Raw genomic sequence first — 15,716 nt, 5'->3', positions numbered from 1 at the left:
GTGGAGCTGGGGTGGGCTGCTGTCTTGCTGCGCCGGCGTCGTGCCGGCGCAGAGTGTCGCCGACGCGCCGCGGCGGTCTCTTGCGGGCGGTTAATTGATCAGGATGCTCGTCACTTTGGCGCCGGGGTCGAAATCCTGCGGCGAGATGCGCGGGGTGACGCCGTCGGCGTGTGCTTTTCCGAGCTTTTTCCGGCCTTCTTCGCCGAGTCCCGAAACTCTGTATGTCATGCCGTTGAGGGTGATGACGAGCCGTCCGTCGTTGTCGGTCTGGGAGATGCCGCCGTTTTCGAAAAGGTGTTTTACGTCCGTTCCCGGCGCGATGCCGTCCGTTGATCCGACTCCCGGTCCGAAAATTTCGATCGATTCGATTTCGTCGCCGTACGCCCGCGCCTCCATGACCGGCTCCCCGGCCAGCGTGAAGCGCAGCACGGTCTCTCCTGCGGGAGTCCGGTCGGTTGTGAATGTGTCGTAAAGCCCCGGATGCGACGCCGGGATCTGCGCGGCGGACACGGTGAGCAGGACCGGTCCCGCGCCGAGCGGATTGGCCGTGAAAAGGGGCTGGCGGCGGCTGTCGCAGGCCGAAATGCAGAGCGCCGCCAGTGCGAACGCAAAAGTCGTGAGGAGTCGTTTCATGCTTCGTTCGGAATTTTTGCAAATATAGCGAAATCGGCCGGATGGCCGCGATGCCCCGGTCGGTGCATGCCTACGCCCGGAACGGATGTAAGCCGATGATAAATAGCCGGTTGTTGATTTGTGTATAAGTAAAAAGTTATATGCTTTATATTTATATCAGCAAAAAGAATTGCAAAACGGCTGAAATGCAGGAAAACAGCGAAAAAAGATGCTCATATATATTGTAATTCCGAAAAAATGCGTACCTTTGCAGTCCATTTTGGACAATGGAGATAGATTTTTTAACAATTAAAAGGACAGTTTAAGAAATGCCAACTATTCAACAGTTAGTGAGAAACGGTCGAGTTCGCATGGAGGATAAGAGCAAATCTCCGGCACTCGCCGCGTGTCCCCAGCGCCGAGGCGTATGTACCCGCGTGTACACCACGACCCCGAAAAAGCCTAACTCGGCTATGCGTAAGGTAGCACGTGTAAGATTGACCAACGGCAAGGAGGTCAACGCCTATATCCCCGGAGAAGGCCACAACTTGCAGGAGCACTCCATCGTGCTTGTCCGCGGCGGTCGTGTGAAGGACCTCCCCGGTGTACGTTATCACCTCGTGCGCGGCGCGCTCGACTCGGCAGGCGTGGACGGCCGTCGTCAGCGTCGCTCGAAGTACGGTGCAAAACGCCCCAAGGCCGGTAAATAATCACAAGAAACATTAATTTTAGACAATTTTCGAATAAACAATGAGAAAAGCTAAGCCAAAAAAGCGAATTCTACTTCCGGATCCGAAGTTCGGAGACGTGTCCGTGACCCGTTTCGTGAACAACCTTATGCTGGATGGTAAGAAGAGTATTGCCTACACCATTTTCTACGATGCGTTGGAGCTGGTGGGCAAGAAGATGAAGGATGCTGATAAATCTCCGTTGGAAATCTGGAAACAGGCCCTTGAGAACATCACACCCCAAGTCGAAGTGAAATCGAAGCGTATCGGCGGTGCGACGTTCCAAGTTCCGATGGAGGTTCGTCCGGAGCGCAAGATTTCTATTTCCATGAAAAACCTTGTCCTCTATTCCCGCAAGCGCGCCGGCAAGACGATGGCAGATCGACTCTCAGCAGAGATAATGGATGCCTTCAACCAGCAGGGCGCCGCCTTCAAACGCAAGGAGGAGATGCACCGCATGGCCGAGGCCAACAAGGCATTCGCACACTTTAGATTCTAAAAAAGGAGACTGACAGATGGCAACCAGAGATTTAAATTACACTCGCAATATCGGCATCATGGCTCACATCGATGCCGGTAAGACCACCACGTCGGAGCGTATCCTTTTTTACACGGGCAAAACCCACAAGATCGGCGAGACGCACGAAGGCGCTGCCGTTATGGACTGGATGGTTCAGGAGCAGGAGCGCGGTATCACGATCACCTCGGCCGCAACGACCGCATTCTGGAACTACAAGGGCAATCAGTATCAGATCAACCTGATCGACACTCCGGGACACGTGGACTTCACCGTCGAGGTGGAGCGTTCGCTGCGCGTGCTGGACGGCGCCGTTGCGACGTTCTGCGCCGTGGGCGGCGTCGAGCCCCAGTCGGAGACCGTATGGCGTCAGGCCGACAAGTACAACGTCCCCCGTCTGGGTTATGTCAACAAGATGGACCGCACGGGCGCCGACTTCTTGGCCGTGTGCGCGCAGATCAAAGAGCACTTCGGTGCGACGGCCCTGCCGGTCGTTCTTCCCATCGGCGCCGAGGACAAGTTCGAGGGTCTGGTAGACCTTATATATAATAATGCGATCTACTACTACGACGACAAGACCGTGCGCGACAACTTCGAGCTGAAGGAGATTCCCGAATCGATGAAGGCCGAGGCTGCCGAATGGCGCGCCAAGCTCATCGAAGAGGTTGCGGCGACCGACGACGCCCTGATGGAGAAATTCTTCGAGGATCCGGATTCGATCACGGCCGAGGAGCTGCTCGCAGCTATCCGCAAGGCCACGATCTCGATGCAGGTCGTGCCGATGCTCTGCGGTTCGTCGTTCCACAACAAGGGCGTTCAGAAACTGCTCGACTACGTGATGGCTTTCCTGCCTTCGCCGCTCGACGTGCCCGCAGTGACGGGTATCAACCCCAAAACCGAGAAGGAAGAGACGCGTAACGCCTCCGAGGACGATCCGTTCTGCGGTCTGGCGTTCAAGATCGCTACCGACCCGTTCGTAGGCCGTCTGGCTTTCGTGCGCGTTTACTCCGGTAAACTGGACGCAGGTTCCTATGTGCTGGATACCCGCAGCGGCAAGCGCGAGCGTATCAGCCGTATCTACCAGATGCACGCCAACAAGCAGAATCCGATGGAGACCGTCGGCGCCGGCGATATCTGCGCTGCCGTAGGTTTCAAGGAGATTCGCACGGGCGACACGCTCTGCGCCGAGAACGCACCGATCGTTCTGGAGCAGATGACCTTCCCCGAACCGGTGATCGGTCTGGCGGTCGAGCCTAAGACCCAGAAGGACCTCGACAAACTCGGCATCGCGCTGGGTAAGCTGGCCGAGGAAGACCCCACCTTCACGGTGCATACCGACGAGGATTCGGGACAGACCGTCATTAGCGGTATGGGCGAGCTGCACCTCGATATCATCGTAGACCGTCTGCGCCGCGAGTTCGGTGTGGAGATCAACCAAGGCGCTCCTCAGGTCAACTACAAGGAGGCGCTCACCAAGACGGTTCAGCACCGCGAGGTCTTCAAGAAGCAGACCGGCGGTCGCGGTAAGTTCGCCGACATCATCTTCGAGATCGGTCCCGCCGACGAAGGTCAGATCGGACTCACGTTCGTGGATGAGGTCAAGGGCGGTAATATTCCCAAGGAGTTCATTCCTTCTGTTCAGAAAGGTTTTGCTTCGGCGATGGACAACGGCGCTCTGGCCGGCTACAAGATGGACTCGATGAAGGTTACCCTCAAGGACGGTTCGTTCCACCCGGTAGACTCCGACCAGCTCTCGTTCGAGATCGCTGCCCGTAACGGTTACCGCGCAGCTGCTCCCAAGGCCGGGTCGGTGATTCTGGAGCCCATCATGTCCGTGGAGGTCGTGACCCCTGAGGAGAGCATGGGGGATATCATCGGCGACCTGAACAAGCGCCGCGGACAGATCACCGGCATGGAGTCCAAGGGCACGGCTCGCGTCGTGAAGGCCAAGGTTCCCCTGTCGGAAATGTTCGGCTATGTGACCGTGCTCCGTACCATTTCGTCGGGCCGCGCCACTTCGTCCATGGAGTTCTCGCACTTCGAGGAGGTTCCTGCCAACTTGGCCAAGGAGATCATCGAGAAAGCGAGTGGTAAACGTAAGGATATAGAATAAGAAAACATATGAACCAGAAGATTAGAATCAAGTTAAAGTCATTCGATCACAATCTCGTGGACAAATCGGCCGAGAAGATTGTGAAGACTGTGAAGAGCACGGGCGCCGTTGTGAGCGGTCCTGTGCCCCTTCCCACGCACAAGCAGATTTTCACGGTGAACCGCTCGACTTTCGTCAACAAGAAAGCCCGCGAGCAGTTCCAGCTCTGCACCTTCAAGCGCATCCTCGACATCTATTCGTCGACGCCCAAAACGATCGACGCGCTGATGAAACTGGAGCTTCCCTCAGGTGTGGAGGTCGAAATCAAGGTGTGATAACGGAAGGCTTGTACCTGTTGAGTATAGCAACGAAAGATCACTTTATTTATAACAAACAATCGACAACAAATGTCAGGACTTATTGGAAAGAAAATCGGAATGACTTCCGTTTACAGTGCCGAGGGTAAGAATATACCATGCACTGTCATTGAGGCTGGTCCGTGCGTTGTTACGCAAATCAAGACCGTGGAGAAGGACACCTACGAAGCGGTACAGATTGCCTATGACGAGAAAAGTGAAAAGCACACCAGCAGCAGTTTGTTAGGACACTTCAAGAAAGCCGGCACTACCCCTAAGCGCAAAATGGCTGAATTCAAGGGTATGCCCGAAGTGAATCTCGGCGACACGCTTACCGTGGAACTCTTCTCGGAAGAGGACTGGGTGGACGTGACCGGGATATCGAAAGGTAAAGGCTTCCAAGGCGTTGTGAAGCGTCACGGTTTCGGCGGCGTGGGCGGACAGACCCACGGTCAGCACAACCGTCAGCGCAAACCCGGTTCGCTGGGCGCATCGTCCTATCCCTCGCGCGTCTTCAAGGGCAAGCGCTTGCCCGGCCAGATGGGCGGTGAGCAGGTCAAGGTTTTGAACCTGCGCGTATTGAAAGTTATTCCTGAGAGCAACCTTATTCTCGTGAAAGGTTCGATTCCGGGAGCAAAGGGTGCTTATTTAACAATTGAGAAGTAGTATGGAATTAGCTGTTTTAAACACACAAGGAAAAGAAACGGGTCGTAAGGTAGTTCTTTCGGACGCCGTCTTCGGCGTGGAGGCTAATGACCACGCTATCTACCTCGACGTGAAGCAGTATCTTGCTGATCAGCGTCAGGGCACGCACAAGTCGAAGCAGCGCAACGAAGTCGCCGGCTCGACGCGCAAGCTCAAGCGTCAGAAAGGCACCGGCGGCGCCCGTTGCGGCAGCATCAAGTCTCCGCTGTTTCCGGGCGGCGGCCGTATCTTCGGTCCCCAGCCCCGCGATTACAGCTTCAAGCTCAACAAGAAGCTCAAGCAGCTCGCTCGTCGCAGCGCTTTGACCTACAAGGCTCAGGCAGGTGCGATCAGCGTTGTGGAAACCCTCTCGCTGGATGCTCCCAAGACCAAGGCTGTCGTGGCTTTGGCCGACGCACTGAAAGTTGCAGACAAGAAAGTGCTGCTGGTTCTCCCGGAGTCCAACGCCAATCTTCAGCTTTCGTGCCGCAACCTGCCTTACGTACAGCCCGTGCTGGCTCAGAACGTCTGCACCTACGACGTGATGAACGCATCGGCGATCGTGATGGTGGAAGGTGCCGAGAATGTTTTGAATACGATGTTAGCTTAAAAACGCAAGACACACAATGGAAATTATTATTAAGCCGGTTTTGACCGAAAAAATGACGATTCAGGGCGAAAAGTTGAATCGCTACGGTTTTATCGTTGACGTGAGGGCTAACAAGCTGCAGATTCGCAATGCCGTAGAGCAGATGTACAACGTCGTCGTGACAAATGTGAACACCGTGAACTACATGGGCAAACTCAAGAGCCGCTTTACCAAAGCCGGGCTTCTGGAGGGTCGCGCTAACAACTTCAAGAAGGCTATCGTCACCTTGAAGGACGGAGATAAGATAGATTTTTACAGTAATATCTAACGAAGATGGCAGTAAAAAAATTCAAACCCGTTACTCCGGGTACAAGACATAAGATCATCGGTACGTTCGACGAAATCACGACGAATAAGCCTGAGAAATCGTTGCTCAGCCCCCAGAAGAATTCGGGCGGACGCAACAATTCCGGTAAGATGACGGTCCGCTATATCGGCGGCGGTAACAAGCAGATGTATCGTAACATCGACTTCAAACGCACCAAGGACGGCATCGCTGCGACTGTAAAAACTATCGAGTACGATCCCAATCGTACCGCACGTATTGCACTTCTGGTATATGCCGACGGTGAGAAGAGCTACATCATCGCACCGAACGGACTCCAAGTGGGGCAGACCGTGGTAAGCGGCGCAGGCGTCGCTCCCGAAGTCGGAAACACGCTCTTCCTGAGCGAGATTCCGCTGGGTACGGTCATCCACAATATCGAACTCTACCCCGGTCAGGGAGCCGCGATGGCTCGCTCCGCCGGTTCTTACGCCCAGCTGCTGGCTCGTGAGGGCAAATTCGCCATCATCAAGCTGCCTTCGGGCGAGACTCGTATGGTACTCGTAACTTGCCGCGCTACCGTGGGTGTCGTGTCGAACATCGACCACAGCCTCGAAAGCTCCGGTAAGGCTGGTCGTGAGCGTTGGCTCGGCCGTCGTCCGCGCAACCGCGGCGTGGTGATGAACCCCGTCGATCACCCGATGGGTGGTGGCGAAGGCCGTGCGTCGGGTGGTCACCCCCGTTCGCGCAAGGGTCTCTTGGCCAAGGGTTACAAGACGCGTAATCCCAAGAAGACGACCTCGAAGTTTATTATTTCCAAGAAGAAAAAATAATTAAATAAGAGTACATAATGAGCCGTTCATTAAAAAAAGGACCGTTTATCGACCCCAAGCTCGAAGCGAAAGTCGTCGCTCAGGCCGAAGGTAACAAAAAGTCGGTCATCAAAACTTGGTCGCGTGCAAGTATGATCTCGCCTGACTTCGTAGGTCAGACGATCGCTGTCCACAACGGAAACAAGTTTATTCCGGTGTATGTAACAGAGAATATGGTAGGACACAAGCTCGGTGAGTTTGCTCCCACCCGTAACTTCCGCGGTCACGCAGGTAACAAGAAAAAATAGGTAGAAAATGGGTGCAAGAAAAGCAATAAAAGCCGAGAAAATCAAGGCTGAGAAGAAGCAGAAAGCAATCGCTGTTCTGCGTGATTGCCCGACCTCTCCCCGCAAGATGCGCCTCGTGGCCGACATCATCCGCGGCGTCGAGATCAACAAGGCATTGGGCATCCTTCGTTTTTCGAAGAAGGAGGCGTCGATCCGTATGGAGAAACTGCTCAAGTCGGCTATCGCCAACTGGGAAGCCAAGAACGAAAACGAACGTCTGGAAGACACCAAGCTGTGCGTGAAAGAGGTATTCGTAGACGGAGGCCGCATGCTGAAGCGTATTCAGGCAGCGCCTCAGGGCCGCGCTCACCGCATTCGCAAACGTTCGAATCACGTGACGATCGTAGTTGATAAAATGGTAACCGTAGAAAACAAGTAATCAGATGGGACAGAAAGTTAATCCGATAGCAAATCGTCTTGGTATCATCCGCGGTTGGGATTCCAACTGGTTCGGCGGCAAAGACTTCTCCGAGAAGCTGGTCGAGGACGCCAAGATCCGCAAATACCTGAATGTCCGTCTGGCCAAGGCAAGCATCTCGAAGATCATCATCGAGCGCACGCTGAAACTGGTTACGGTAACCATTTCCACCGCCCGTCCGGGCATCATCATCGGCAAGGGCGGTCAGGAGGTCGACAAGCTCAAGGAAGAGCTGAAGAAGCTCACCGGCAAGGAGATTCAGATCAATATCTTCGAGGTAAAGCGTCCTGAGGTGGATGCCGTCATCGTAGGCCAGAACATCGCCCGCCAGCTGGAGGGCCGCGTATCGTTCCGCCGCGCCGTGAAGACGGCCGTGGCATCGACCATGCGCATGGGCGCCGAGGGTATCAAGATTCAGGTTTCCGGCCGTGTAGGCGGTGCCGAGATGGCCCGCAGCGAAACCATCAAGGAGGGGCGTATTCCGCTGCATACGTTCCGTGCCGACGTGGATTTCTGCCTGACCGAGGCGCTCACGAAAGTGGGTATTCTGGGTGTGAAGGTTTGGATCTGCCAAGGCATCGTGTACGGCAAGCGTGACCTGTTCGAGATTGCAGGCGCATCGGCGCAGGCTCCTTCGGGGGACCGTGGCGAGCGCGGTGATCGCGGAGACCGTCGCGGCCGCGGAGACCGTCGCGGAGGACGCGGCGACCGTGGCGACCGCGGTGGTGACCGTCGTCGCAACAACAACAATAAGTAAGTCGGACCTTTTTAAAGCAAAACAACAATGTTACAGCCGAAAAAGACCAAATTTAGAAGAATGCAGAAGGGTCGTATGAAAGGTATCGCTCAGAGAGGTAACCAACTTGCATACGGATCGTTCGCAATCAAGGCACTTGAATCGACTTGGATCACAGGTCGTCAGATAGAGGCGGCCCGTCAGGCCATCACCCGTTACATGAAGCGTGAAGGTCAGCTCTGGATCCGCATCTTCCCCGATAAACCCATCACGAAGAAACCCGCCGAGGTGCGTATGGGTAAGGGTAAGGGTAATCCCGAAGGATTCGTGGCGCCCGTTACTCCCGGACGTATTCTCTTCGAGGCGGAAGGCGTGCCCTTGGAAATCGCGCAGGAGGCCCTGCGTCTGGGTGCCCAGAAACTGCCTATTACCACCAAGTTTATCGTACGGCGTGACTACGTCGAAACCACAATCTAACGAGACGACAAGATGAAAAGTGCAGAAATCAAGGATATTTCGATCAAGGACCTGCAGGAGCGCATCGAGACCGAAAAGGCGCAGCTGGCGAAGCTGAAGGTGCAGCACGCGGTGTCTCCCGTCGAGAACCCTTCTATCATTAAGAAAAATCGCAGAGATATAGCTCGCATGCTGACAATCCTGCGTCAAAAGAACGCCTAATAAGGAATAACTATGGAAAGAAATCTTAGAAAAGAGCGTATTGGGGTGGTTGTCAGCAACAAAATGGAAAAGACCATTGTGGTTGCGGTCGCACGCAAAGTGAAGCATCCCATTTACGGTAAGTTCGTCAACAAGACGACGAAGTTCGTCGCTGAGAGCCTCGACGAGACCTGCAAGGAGGGCGATACCGTGCGCATCATGGAAACCCGCCCGCTGAGCAAGACGAAGCGTTGGAGATTAGTACAAATCATTGAAAGAGCTAAGTAATTATGGTACAGCAGGAAAGTAGACTCATAGTAGCTGATAACAGCGGTGCGAAGGAAGTCCTCTGCATCCGGGTGCTCGGCGGCACCAAGCGCCGCTACGCATCTATCGGTGATAAGATTGTGGTGGCTGTCAAGAGCGCGACTCCTTCGGGCGACGTCAAGAAGGGCGCCGTGTCGAAAGCGGTTGTCGTAAGAACGACCAAGGAAATCAGACGCGCCAACGGTTCGTACATTCGTTTCGACGACAACGCCGTGGTGCTGCTTAACAACCAGGGTGAAATGCGCGGTACTCGTATATTCGGCCCCGTAGCTCGTGAGCTGCGCGACCAGTATATGAAGATTATCTCCCTCGCACCCGAAGTATTGTAATCATAAAAACAATTTCGGATATGTCAGTGAAATTACATATTAAGAAAGGGGATATGGTCCAAGTCATTGCCGGTGACAACAAAGGCCAGCAGGGCAAAGTCCTGAAGGTCGAGGTTACGAAGCAGCGTGCCATCGTCGAAGGCGTGAACCTCTGCAAGAAGGCTACCAAACCCAACGCGCAGAATCCCCAAGGCGGCATCGTCGAGAAAGAAGCGGCGATCCACATCTCGAACTTGCAGGTGCTCGACCCCAAAAGCGGTAAACCCACGAAGGTCGGTCGTAAGCTCAATGCAAAAGGTAAATTAGTCCGTTACGCTAAAAAGTCAGGGGAGGAGATCAAATAATGGCATACGTACCTACACTCAAGACACAATATAAGGAGCGGATCGAACCCGCCCTTATGAAGGAGTTCGGTTATTCGAGCGTCATGCAGTGCCCGAAGCTCACGAAGATCGTTATCAATCAGGGTATGGGACAGGCTGTAGCCGATAAGAAGCTTATCGACGTGGCCGAGGCCGAGCTGACGCAGATCACGGGCCAGAAAGCCGTGCAGACGCGTTCGCGCAAGGACATCTCCAACTTCAAGCTGCGTAAGGGCATGCCCATCGGCGTGCGCGTGACGCTGCGCGATACGAAGATGTACGAGTTCTTGGAGCGTCTGATCGCCGTGGCTCTGCCCCGCATCCGCGACTTCAAGGGTATCAACGAGAAGTTCGACGGTCAGGGCAACTACACCCTCGGCATCACCGAGCAGATTATCTTCCCGGAGATCGACATCGACAAGATCACCAAGATCTTCGGTATGGAGATTACGTTCGTTACCACGGCCAAGACCGACGAGGAGGCTTACGCGCTGCTCCGCGAATTCGGCCTTCCTTTCAAAAACGCTAAAAAGAATCAATAAGCTATGGCAAAAGAGTCAATGAAGGCACGCGAGGTAAAACGCGTGAAACTCGCAAACCGCTATGCACACAAGCGCGAGGAGATTGCTGCCAAGTTGAAGAGCGGTGAGATCGACCACGAGGAGGCTTGGGTTGCGCTTTCGAAGCTGCCCCGCAACTCGAATCCGATCCGCCAGCACAACCGCTGCAAGATCACGGGCCGTCCCAAGGGCTATATCCGCCTGTTCGGCATCAGCCGTATCCAGTTCCGCGAGATGGCTTCGAAGGGTCTGATCCCCGGCGTTACGAAAGCAAGCTGGTAATATTTTCGGATGCCGGATCATATCCGGTATCCGAAAATTCATTTTCTGCCGGGAGGCAATCCGAAGGGGGAGGGGAGTAGGGCTATGAAGGCTCTAAGGTAGGCTAAGTTCGTCCGAAGGGAGGGACAAGGTTTGCCGGTTAAGCTCATCTGAAGGAGAAATCCCGGATACGAGTCCGGATTTTGAGGGCGCAAGCCCGTGGACGGACGGCTGTCGCTGAGACGGCCCGGCGTCGGAGAGGGGCTTTGCAGGAGGGGGAAACCCGGAATGCGGAGCGTGAACCCGGCGATTGTGCGCAGGCCGATGAAGCGTGCCGCAGTCCGATACCGCAGAGATCGGGGCTTATATGGGTGCAGAACCCGAGTAGTTACGTCGCAATGTCGAGGAAAGTGCCGCCGCAAGCGGTAACTTCTCGGCGGCGGGGCGGAAATCGAGGGGTTAGGCATTTGGTTACAAATTTCTCGGACCGAGGGGCCGGAGAGAGACCGCGCAAAATGCGTACGGCACGGCGTAACCCGTTGAATGACGGGGTGGCGCGTGTGGACGCGGATGTGGCGTGACGGGCGGGCGGAAAGCCGCCGCAGCGTCGTCGGACGGAATCTTCTCCTGAAAGGCGGACGGTTGTCGATGGGAATTTTTGTACGGGTCATGTTAGCAACACCTCAGTGCTAACATTGTCCGTATTCCGGCATCGGCACTTAAAACGCTGAAAATAGGCTCGTAACTTGGTTTTTTGAGAAATAATATGTATATTTGCGCGCTTTATCCCCATGCCGAAAGGCCTGTCGGAGAGCGCAAAAGCGCTGAACGTGAGGCGCAAAACGAAAAACATCCGAAGCGGCGGCGAGTCTGTTGAAAGATTCAAGGCGCTGAGGACCAAATAATTAACTAATTCATTAATTTTTAACTTCTATTCGTTATGACTGATCCTATTGCGGACTTTCTGACCAGAATTAGAAACGCAGTGAAAGCCAACCACAAGGTGGTTGAAGCTCCTGGCTCAAAAATTAAGCAGGAAATCACTAAGATTCTTTACGAGCAGGGCTACATCCTCGCTTACAAATTCGACACCGACGAGAAAGGTCATCCGTCGATCAAAATCGCCCTTAAATGGGACGCTGCCACCAAGGGCAACGCCATCAAGGACCTCAAGCGCGTGAGCCGTCCGGGTCTGCGCCAGTATGTGTCGGTGGCCGACATGCCCCGCGTGCTGAACGGTCTGGGCATCGCCGTGCTCTCGACTTCGAAAGGCATCATGACCGACGCCAAGGCCCGTAAGGAAAACGTGGGCGGCGAGGTGCTGTGCTACATCTACTAACGGAAATTTTTAAACAAGAACAACAATGTCAAGAATTGGTAAATTACCTGTAAACCTGCCCGCCGGCGTTACCGTAGAGGTTTCGGCCGACAATGTGGTAAGCGTGAAAGGGCCACTCGGGACGCTGAGTCAGAAAGTGGACTCGGACATCAAGGTAGAGGTCGGCACGCACAAGGACATCCACACCGGAAACGAAGTTCCCGCCGTGCTCGTATCGCGTCCTACCAACCAGCCCCGCCACCGTTCGCTGCACGGTCTCTACCGCGCGCTGATCAACAACATGGTCGTCGGCGTATCGAAGGGCTACGAAATCAAACAGGAACTCGTGGGCGTCGGTTTCAAAGCCGAAGTCAAGGGCCAGATTCTCGAAATGAGTCTCGGTTACTCGCACGACACGCATTTCATGCTTCCCAAGGAGGTGACCGCTACCGCCGTGACGGAGAAGAAGGGCAACCCGATCGTAACGCTGAAGAGCATGGACAAGCAGCTCATCGGCCAAGTCGCCGCCAAGATCCGTTCGCTGCGCAAGCCGGAGCCGTACAAGGGCAAGGGTATCAAGTTCGTCGGCGAGCAGTTGCGTCGCAAGGCCGGCAAATCAGCAGGTGCTAAATAGTAAATAGTCTAGAGTTATGTCATTGAACAAGATAGAAAGAAGAGAGAGGATCAAGATGCGTATCCGCAAGATCGTGAGCGGAACCGCCGAACAGCCTCGCATGACTGTATATCGTAGCAACAAGCAGATCTACGTGCAGTTTATTGATGACCTTGCAGGTGTGACCATGGCTGCGGCATCCTCGCTGGACAAAGAGGTGGCGGAAGCCGCCGCCGGCAAGAACAAGTGCGAAGTAGCCGCCCTCGTGGGCAAACTGGCTGCCGAGCGCGCTGCCGCCAAAGGCATTTCGTCCGTAGCGTTCGACCGCAACGGCTACCTGTATCACGGAAGAGTTAAACAGCTGGCCGAAGCAGCACGCGAAGGCGGTCTTAAATTCTAAGCGATTATGTCAAATACCAACATAAAGAAAGTACGCACTAGCGATCTCGAGCTTAAGGACAGACTCGTAAGCATTCAGCGTGTTACCAAGGTAACCAAGGGAGGTCGTACATTCAGTTTCTCGGCCATTGTCGTCGTCGGTAACGAGGACGGCGTCGTAGGCTACGGTCTGGGCAAGGCTTCGGAGGTTCAGTCGGCCATCGCCAAAGGCGTGGAGGACGCAAAGAAGAATCTTGTGAAGATCCCCGTTATCAACGGTACGATTCCCCACAAGCAGGAGCTCCGTTTCGGCGGTTCGCTCGTCATGATCCGCCCGGCCGCTCCCGGTACGGGTATCATCGCCGGCGGCGCCATGCGTGCCGTGCTGGAGTCGGTGGGCGTGAAGAACGTGCTCGCCAAGAGTAAAGGTTCGTCGAACCCCCACAACTTGGTGAAGGCTACCATCGGCGCTCTCTGCGAGCTGCGCGATGCGCACAGCATCGCCCGCCTGCGCGGTATCTCGATGGACAAGGTGTTTAACGGTTAATTTCGTAGAGACAAATGGCAAGATTGAAAATCACCCAAGTCAAAAGCCGCATCGGCGCAACCGAGCGTCAGTGCAAAAACCTCGACGCGCTGGGACTGAAGAGGATCAACGCGAGCGTCGAGCACGACGACTCGGCGATCATCAAAGGCATGATCGAGCGTGTGAAGCACCTCGTCAAAGTGGAAGAGGTAGCCGTCAAGAAGGCTGCAGCGCCCAAGGCTAAGAAAGCCGAGGCTACGGAGGCAGCAGCAGAATAAGTTTAACAGCTAAGAAGTAATTTTACGATGGAACTCAATAATCTCAAACCTGCAAAGGGTTCAACGCACCACGACAAACGTATCGGTCGCGGTGCCGGTTCGGGTCACGGTGGCACGGCCACGCGTGGTCACAAGGGTGCGCAGTCGCGTTCGGGTTACTCGCGTAAGCTGGGCTTCGAAGGCGGTCAGATGCCGCTCCAGCGTCGTCTCCCCAAGTTCGGTTTCACCAACCTGAAGCGCGTTGAATTCAAGGCGATCAACCTCTCGACCATCGAGGAGCTGGCCGCCAAGAAGTCGCTCGCCGAGATCACGGTAGACACGCTTATCGCCGCAGGTTTCATCTCGTCGAAGGACAAGGTGAAGATCCTCGGTAACGGCGCTGTTACCAAGGCGCTGAGCGTAAAGGCTCACGCATTCTCGAAGAGCGCCGAAGCGGCCATCACGGCCGCGGGCGGCAGCGTCGAAAAACTCTAGGAACCCTTAGAAACCGAAAATTATGAATCAGTATCTCGTTGTTGGCGTCGTCTTTTTAGTGGTAATCGCTCTTTTGGCGACCAACAAGAAATTGGTTGAAACGCTCAAGAATATCTACAAGATCGAGGAGCTGCGCAAACGTGTGATCTACACGATCGGGCTGCTGCTGGTCTACCGCTTGGGTAGTTTCGTAGTGATTCCGGGCATCAACCCCAACGCCTTGGGCGAGGGGTCGGCTTACGCCAGCCAGCTGGAGGGCAACGGACTGCTGGGTCTGTTGAACGTATTCTCCGGCGGCGCATTCGGCAACGCCGCGATTCTTGCGCTCGGAGTCATGCCGTACATCACCGCCTCCATCATCATCCAGCTCATGGGTATGATGATCCCGTATTTCCAGAAAATGCAGAAGGAAGGTGAGAGCGGCCGCCGCAAGATGAACCAGTGGACGCGCTTTCTGACGATCGGCGTGCTGATCCTGCAGGGTCCGGCGTATATCGCCAACCTGTATCATCAGGTCCCCACTGCATTCGTTTACGGCAACTCGTTCGGCTTCGTTGCCTATGCGACGACGATCCTGATCGCGGGTACCATGTTCATCATGTGGCTCGGCGAGAAGATCACGGACAAGGGTATCGGTAACGGTATCTCGCTGATAATCATGATCGGCATCGTGGCACGTCTGCCCCATGCGCTGTTGGCCGAGGTCAATGCGCGCTTCCAGACCGCCAGCGGCAGCGCCATCATGCTTATCCTCGAACTGGTGCTCCTGTTCCTCGTCTTCATGGCGACGATCGCCCTCGTGCAGGCTGTCCGCAAGGTCCCTGTACAGTATGCAAAGCGTATCGTCGGTAACAAACAGTACGGCGGCGTACGTCAGTACATTCCGCTGAAGATGAATGCCGCGAATGTGATGCCTATCATCTTCGCGCAGGCTCTGATGTTTATTCCGGCGCTGTTCTCCGGGACGGCTTTCGCGGCTGCTTTCAGCTCGATGACCGGCTTCTGGTACAACTTCACGCTTGCAGTGCTGGTAATCGCGTTCACCTACTTCTACACCGCGATTATCATCAATCCTCAAATGATGGCCGATGACATGAAGCGAAACGGCGGCTTTATTCCGGGTGTGAAACCGGGTAAGCAGACCGTGAACTACATCGACACCATCATGACGCGTATCACGCTCCCCGGTTCGTTCTTCCTTGCCATCGTGGCGATTCTGCCCGCTCTGGCGATGAAGTTCTTGGGCATACAGCAGGCGTTCGCCTACTTCTACGGAGGTACGTCGCTGCTGATTATGGTCGGCGTGGTGCTCGACACTCTGAAGCAGATCGAGAGCTACCTGCTGATGCGCCACTACGATGGTCTGATGAAGACCGGACGTATTCAGGGTCGTCATTAGGAGTTTTCCGAAGAGTTC

At 54.9% G+C, this 15,716-nt stretch carries 26 protein-coding genes; 25 read left to right on the top strand and 1 reads right to left on the bottom strand.

The window, feature by feature from the left end; all coding sequences use genetic code 11:
• Positions 1-90: 90 nt before the first annotated feature.
• Positions 91-633 (bottom strand): hypothetical protein, encoded by a 543-nt coding sequence (locus ACESTR_RS00780; RefSeq protein ID WP_009597638.1) that lies wholly within the window; start codon positions 631-633, stop codon positions 91-93.
• Between the two features lie 308 nt (positions 634-941).
• Between ACESTR_RS00780 and rpsL the strand changes: the two genes are divergently transcribed.
• The 25 genes from rpsL (at position 942) to secY (ending at position 15,698) form a co-directional block, all read left to right on the top strand.
• Positions 942-1,322: a 30S ribosomal protein S12 gene (rpsL, locus tag ACESTR_RS00775; protein ID WP_009597595.1), complete on the top strand. Its 381-nt coding sequence runs from the start codon at positions 942-944 to the stop codon at positions 1,320-1,322.
• Between the two features lie 40 nt (positions 1,323-1,362).
• The gene (gene rpsG / locus ACESTR_RS00770) at positions 1,363-1,839 is read left to right on the top strand and encodes a 30S ribosomal protein S7 (RefSeq protein ID WP_009597682.1); all 477 of its coding nucleotides are present in this window, start codon (positions 1,363-1,365) and stop codon (positions 1,837-1,839) included.
• A 16-nt stretch (positions 1,840-1,855) separates the two neighbouring features.
• Positions 1,856-3,970, top strand: coding sequence for an elongation factor G (gene fusA / locus ACESTR_RS00765; RefSeq protein ID WP_009597621.1), 2,115 nt, complete (start codon positions 1,856-1,858; stop codon positions 3,968-3,970).
• Between the two features lie 8 nt (positions 3,971-3,978).
• Positions 3,979-4,284 carry a 30S ribosomal protein S10 gene (gene rpsJ, locus ACESTR_RS00760; RefSeq protein WP_004329464.1) on the top strand — a complete coding sequence of 102 codons (306 nt, stop codon included), beginning with the start codon at positions 3,979-3,981 and terminating at the stop codon, positions 4,282-4,284.
• 72 nt (positions 4,285-4,356) lie between these two features.
• Positions 4,357-4,971 carry a 50S ribosomal protein L3 gene (gene rplC / locus ACESTR_RS00755; RefSeq protein WP_009597589.1) on the top strand — a complete coding sequence of 205 codons (615 nt, stop codon included), beginning with the start codon at positions 4,357-4,359 and terminating at the stop codon, positions 4,969-4,971.
• Position 4,972: 1 nt separating this feature from the next.
• Entirely contained in the window at positions 4,973-5,599 is a 627-nt protein-coding gene (gene rplD, locus ACESTR_RS00750) for a 50S ribosomal protein L4 (RefSeq protein WP_009597617.1), read from the top strand.
• A gap of 16 nt (positions 5,600-5,615) precedes the next feature.
• Positions 5,616-5,906: a 50S ribosomal protein L23 gene (gene rplW, locus ACESTR_RS00745; protein WP_009597698.1), complete on the top strand. Its 291-nt coding sequence runs from the start codon at positions 5,616-5,618 to the stop codon at positions 5,904-5,906.
• A gap of 5 nt (positions 5,907-5,911) precedes the next feature.
• On the top strand, positions 5,912-6,736 hold the full coding sequence (rplB, locus tag ACESTR_RS00740) for a 50S ribosomal protein L2 (protein ID WP_009597703.1): 825 nt from the start codon (positions 5,912-5,914) through the stop codon (positions 6,734-6,736).
• Between the two features lie 17 nt (positions 6,737-6,753).
• Positions 6,754-7,023 (top strand): 30S ribosomal protein S19, encoded by a 270-nt coding sequence (gene rpsS, locus ACESTR_RS00735; protein ID WP_009597568.1) that lies wholly within the window; start codon positions 6,754-6,756, stop codon positions 7,021-7,023.
• Positions 7,024-7,030: 7 nt separating this feature from the next.
• The gene (gene rplV / locus ACESTR_RS00730) at positions 7,031-7,441 is read left to right on the top strand and encodes a 50S ribosomal protein L22 (protein ID WP_009597606.1); all 411 of its coding nucleotides are present in this window, start codon (positions 7,031-7,033) and stop codon (positions 7,439-7,441) included.
• A gap of 4 nt (positions 7,442-7,445) precedes the next feature.
• Positions 7,446-8,237: a 30S ribosomal protein S3 gene (rpsC, locus tag ACESTR_RS00725; protein WP_009597687.1), complete on the top strand. Its 792-nt coding sequence runs from the start codon at positions 7,446-7,448 to the stop codon at positions 8,235-8,237.
• 27 nt (positions 8,238-8,264) lie between these two features.
• Positions 8,265-8,693, top strand: a complete 429-nt coding sequence (gene rplP, locus ACESTR_RS00720) for a 50S ribosomal protein L16 (protein WP_009597694.1) — start codon at positions 8,265-8,267, stop codon at positions 8,691-8,693.
• A 12-nt stretch (positions 8,694-8,705) separates the two neighbouring features.
• Positions 8,706-8,894: a 50S ribosomal protein L29 gene (gene rpmC, locus ACESTR_RS00715; RefSeq protein ID WP_009597619.1), complete on the top strand. Its 189-nt coding sequence runs from the start codon at positions 8,706-8,708 to the stop codon at positions 8,892-8,894.
• A 12-nt stretch (positions 8,895-8,906) separates the two neighbouring features.
• Entirely contained in the window at positions 8,907-9,161 is a 255-nt protein-coding gene (rpsQ, locus tag ACESTR_RS00710; protein ID WP_009597655.1) for a 30S ribosomal protein S17, read from the top strand.
• A gap of 2 nt (positions 9,162-9,163) precedes the next feature.
• Positions 9,164-9,529 (top strand): 50S ribosomal protein L14, encoded by a 366-nt coding sequence (gene rplN, locus ACESTR_RS00705; RefSeq protein ID WP_009597702.1) that lies wholly within the window; start codon positions 9,164-9,166, stop codon positions 9,527-9,529.
• A gap of 20 nt (positions 9,530-9,549) precedes the next feature.
• The gene (rplX, locus tag ACESTR_RS00700) at positions 9,550-9,873 is read left to right on the top strand and encodes a 50S ribosomal protein L24 (RefSeq protein WP_009597581.1); all 324 of its coding nucleotides are present in this window, start codon (positions 9,550-9,552) and stop codon (positions 9,871-9,873) included.
• A complete protein-coding gene (gene rplE, locus ACESTR_RS00695) occupies positions 9,873-10,433 on the top strand; it encodes a 50S ribosomal protein L5 (RefSeq protein WP_009597608.1) in 561 nt (186 codons plus the stop codon). Before rplX ends, rplE begins: the two co-directional genes overlap by 1 nt.
• A gap of 3 nt (positions 10,434-10,436) precedes the next feature.
• Positions 10,437-10,733 (top strand): 30S ribosomal protein S14, encoded by a 297-nt coding sequence (gene rpsN / locus ACESTR_RS00690; protein WP_009597626.1) that lies wholly within the window; start codon positions 10,437-10,439, stop codon positions 10,731-10,733.
• Between the two features lie 919 nt (positions 10,734-11,652).
• Positions 11,653-12,051 (top strand): 30S ribosomal protein S8, encoded by a 399-nt coding sequence (gene rpsH / locus ACESTR_RS00685; RefSeq protein WP_009597633.1) that lies wholly within the window; start codon positions 11,653-11,655, stop codon positions 12,049-12,051.
• 25 nt (positions 12,052-12,076) lie between these two features.
• Positions 12,077-12,664, top strand: a complete 588-nt coding sequence (gene rplF, locus ACESTR_RS00680; protein WP_009597676.1) for a 50S ribosomal protein L6 — start codon at positions 12,077-12,079, stop codon at positions 12,662-12,664.
• A gap of 16 nt (positions 12,665-12,680) precedes the next feature.
• Positions 12,681-13,043 carry a 50S ribosomal protein L18 gene (rplR, locus tag ACESTR_RS00675; RefSeq protein WP_009597644.1) on the top strand — a complete coding sequence of 121 codons (363 nt, stop codon included), beginning with the start codon at positions 12,681-12,683 and terminating at the stop codon, positions 13,041-13,043.
• Positions 13,044-13,049: 6 nt separating this feature from the next.
• The gene (gene rpsE, locus ACESTR_RS00670; protein ID WP_009597688.1) at positions 13,050-13,568 is read left to right on the top strand and encodes a 30S ribosomal protein S5; all 519 of its coding nucleotides are present in this window, start codon (positions 13,050-13,052) and stop codon (positions 13,566-13,568) included.
• 14 nt (positions 13,569-13,582) lie between these two features.
• A complete protein-coding gene (gene rpmD / locus ACESTR_RS00665; protein WP_009597624.1) occupies positions 13,583-13,825 on the top strand; it encodes a 50S ribosomal protein L30 in 243 nt (80 codons plus the stop codon).
• 27 nt (positions 13,826-13,852) lie between these two features.
• Positions 13,853-14,299, top strand: a complete 447-nt coding sequence (rplO, locus tag ACESTR_RS00660) for a 50S ribosomal protein L15 (protein WP_009597699.1) — start codon at positions 13,853-13,855, stop codon at positions 14,297-14,299.
• Positions 14,300-14,321: 22 nt separating this feature from the next.
• Positions 14,322-15,698, top strand: coding sequence for a preprotein translocase subunit SecY (gene secY, locus ACESTR_RS00655; protein WP_009597575.1), 1,377 nt, complete (start codon positions 14,322-14,324; stop codon positions 15,696-15,698).
• The last annotated feature ends 18 nt before the right edge of the window (positions 15,699-15,716 follow it).

Source organism: Alistipes sp. DJF_B185 (assembly GCF_964250025.1).
Taxonomy (GTDB): Bacteria; Bacteroidota; Bacteroidia; order Bacteroidales; family Rikenellaceae; genus Alistipes; species Alistipes finegoldii.
This window is presented reverse-complemented; position numbering and strand designations above follow the sequence as displayed.

Excerpts from the sequence above, each read along its gene's own strand:
- ACESTR_RS00780 (WP_009597638.1), bottom strand. The coding sequence starts at position 633 with ATGAAACGACTCCTCACGACTTTTGCGTTCGCACTGGCGGCGCTCTGC.
- rpsL (WP_009597595.1), top strand. The coding sequence starts at position 942 with ATGCCAACTATTCAACAGTTAGTGAGAAACGGTCGAGTTCGCATGGAG.
- rpsG (WP_009597682.1), top strand. The coding sequence starts at position 1,363 with ATGAGAAAAGCTAAGCCAAAAAAGCGAATTCTACTTCCGGATCCGAAG.
- fusA (WP_009597621.1), top strand. The coding sequence starts at position 1,856 with ATGGCAACCAGAGATTTAAATTACACTCGCAATATCGGCATCATGGCT.
- rpsJ (WP_004329464.1), top strand. The coding sequence starts at position 3,979 with ATGAACCAGAAGATTAGAATCAAGTTAAAGTCATTCGATCACAATCTC.
- rplC (WP_009597589.1), top strand. The coding sequence starts at position 4,357 with ATGTCAGGACTTATTGGAAAGAAAATCGGAATGACTTCCGTTTACAGT.
- rplD (WP_009597617.1), top strand. The coding sequence starts at position 4,973 with ATGGAATTAGCTGTTTTAAACACACAAGGAAAAGAAACGGGTCGTAAG.
- rplW (WP_009597698.1), top strand. The coding sequence starts at position 5,616 with ATGGAAATTATTATTAAGCCGGTTTTGACCGAAAAAATGACGATTCAG.
- rplB (WP_009597703.1), top strand. The coding sequence starts at position 5,912 with ATGGCAGTAAAAAAATTCAAACCCGTTACTCCGGGTACAAGACATAAG.
- rpsS (WP_009597568.1), top strand. The coding sequence starts at position 6,754 with ATGAGCCGTTCATTAAAAAAAGGACCGTTTATCGACCCCAAGCTCGAA.
- rplV (WP_009597606.1), top strand. The coding sequence starts at position 7,031 with ATGGGTGCAAGAAAAGCAATAAAAGCCGAGAAAATCAAGGCTGAGAAG.
- rpsC (WP_009597687.1), top strand. The coding sequence starts at position 7,446 with ATGGGACAGAAAGTTAATCCGATAGCAAATCGTCTTGGTATCATCCGC.
- rplP (WP_009597694.1), top strand. The coding sequence starts at position 8,265 with ATGTTACAGCCGAAAAAGACCAAATTTAGAAGAATGCAGAAGGGTCGT.
- rpmC (WP_009597619.1), top strand. The coding sequence starts at position 8,706 with ATGAAAAGTGCAGAAATCAAGGATATTTCGATCAAGGACCTGCAGGAG.
- rpsQ (WP_009597655.1), top strand. The coding sequence starts at position 8,907 with ATGGAAAGAAATCTTAGAAAAGAGCGTATTGGGGTGGTTGTCAGCAAC.
- rplN (WP_009597702.1), top strand. The coding sequence starts at position 9,164 with ATGGTACAGCAGGAAAGTAGACTCATAGTAGCTGATAACAGCGGTGCG.
- rplX (WP_009597581.1), top strand. The coding sequence starts at position 9,550 with ATGTCAGTGAAATTACATATTAAGAAAGGGGATATGGTCCAAGTCATT.
- rplE (WP_009597608.1), top strand. The coding sequence starts at position 9,873 with ATGGCATACGTACCTACACTCAAGACACAATATAAGGAGCGGATCGAA.
- rpsN (WP_009597626.1), top strand. The coding sequence starts at position 10,437 with ATGGCAAAAGAGTCAATGAAGGCACGCGAGGTAAAACGCGTGAAACTC.
- rpsH (WP_009597633.1), top strand. The coding sequence starts at position 11,653 with ATGACTGATCCTATTGCGGACTTTCTGACCAGAATTAGAAACGCAGTG.
- rplF (WP_009597676.1), top strand. The coding sequence starts at position 12,077 with ATGTCAAGAATTGGTAAATTACCTGTAAACCTGCCCGCCGGCGTTACC.
- rplR (WP_009597644.1), top strand. The coding sequence starts at position 12,681 with ATGTCATTGAACAAGATAGAAAGAAGAGAGAGGATCAAGATGCGTATC.
- rpsE (WP_009597688.1), top strand. The coding sequence starts at position 13,050 with ATGTCAAATACCAACATAAAGAAAGTACGCACTAGCGATCTCGAGCTT.
- rpmD (WP_009597624.1), top strand. The coding sequence starts at position 13,583 with ATGGCAAGATTGAAAATCACCCAAGTCAAAAGCCGCATCGGCGCAACC.
- rplO (WP_009597699.1), top strand. The coding sequence starts at position 13,853 with ATGGAACTCAATAATCTCAAACCTGCAAAGGGTTCAACGCACCACGAC.
- secY (WP_009597575.1), top strand. The coding sequence starts at position 14,322 with ATGAATCAGTATCTCGTTGTTGGCGTCGTCTTTTTAGTGGTAATCGCT.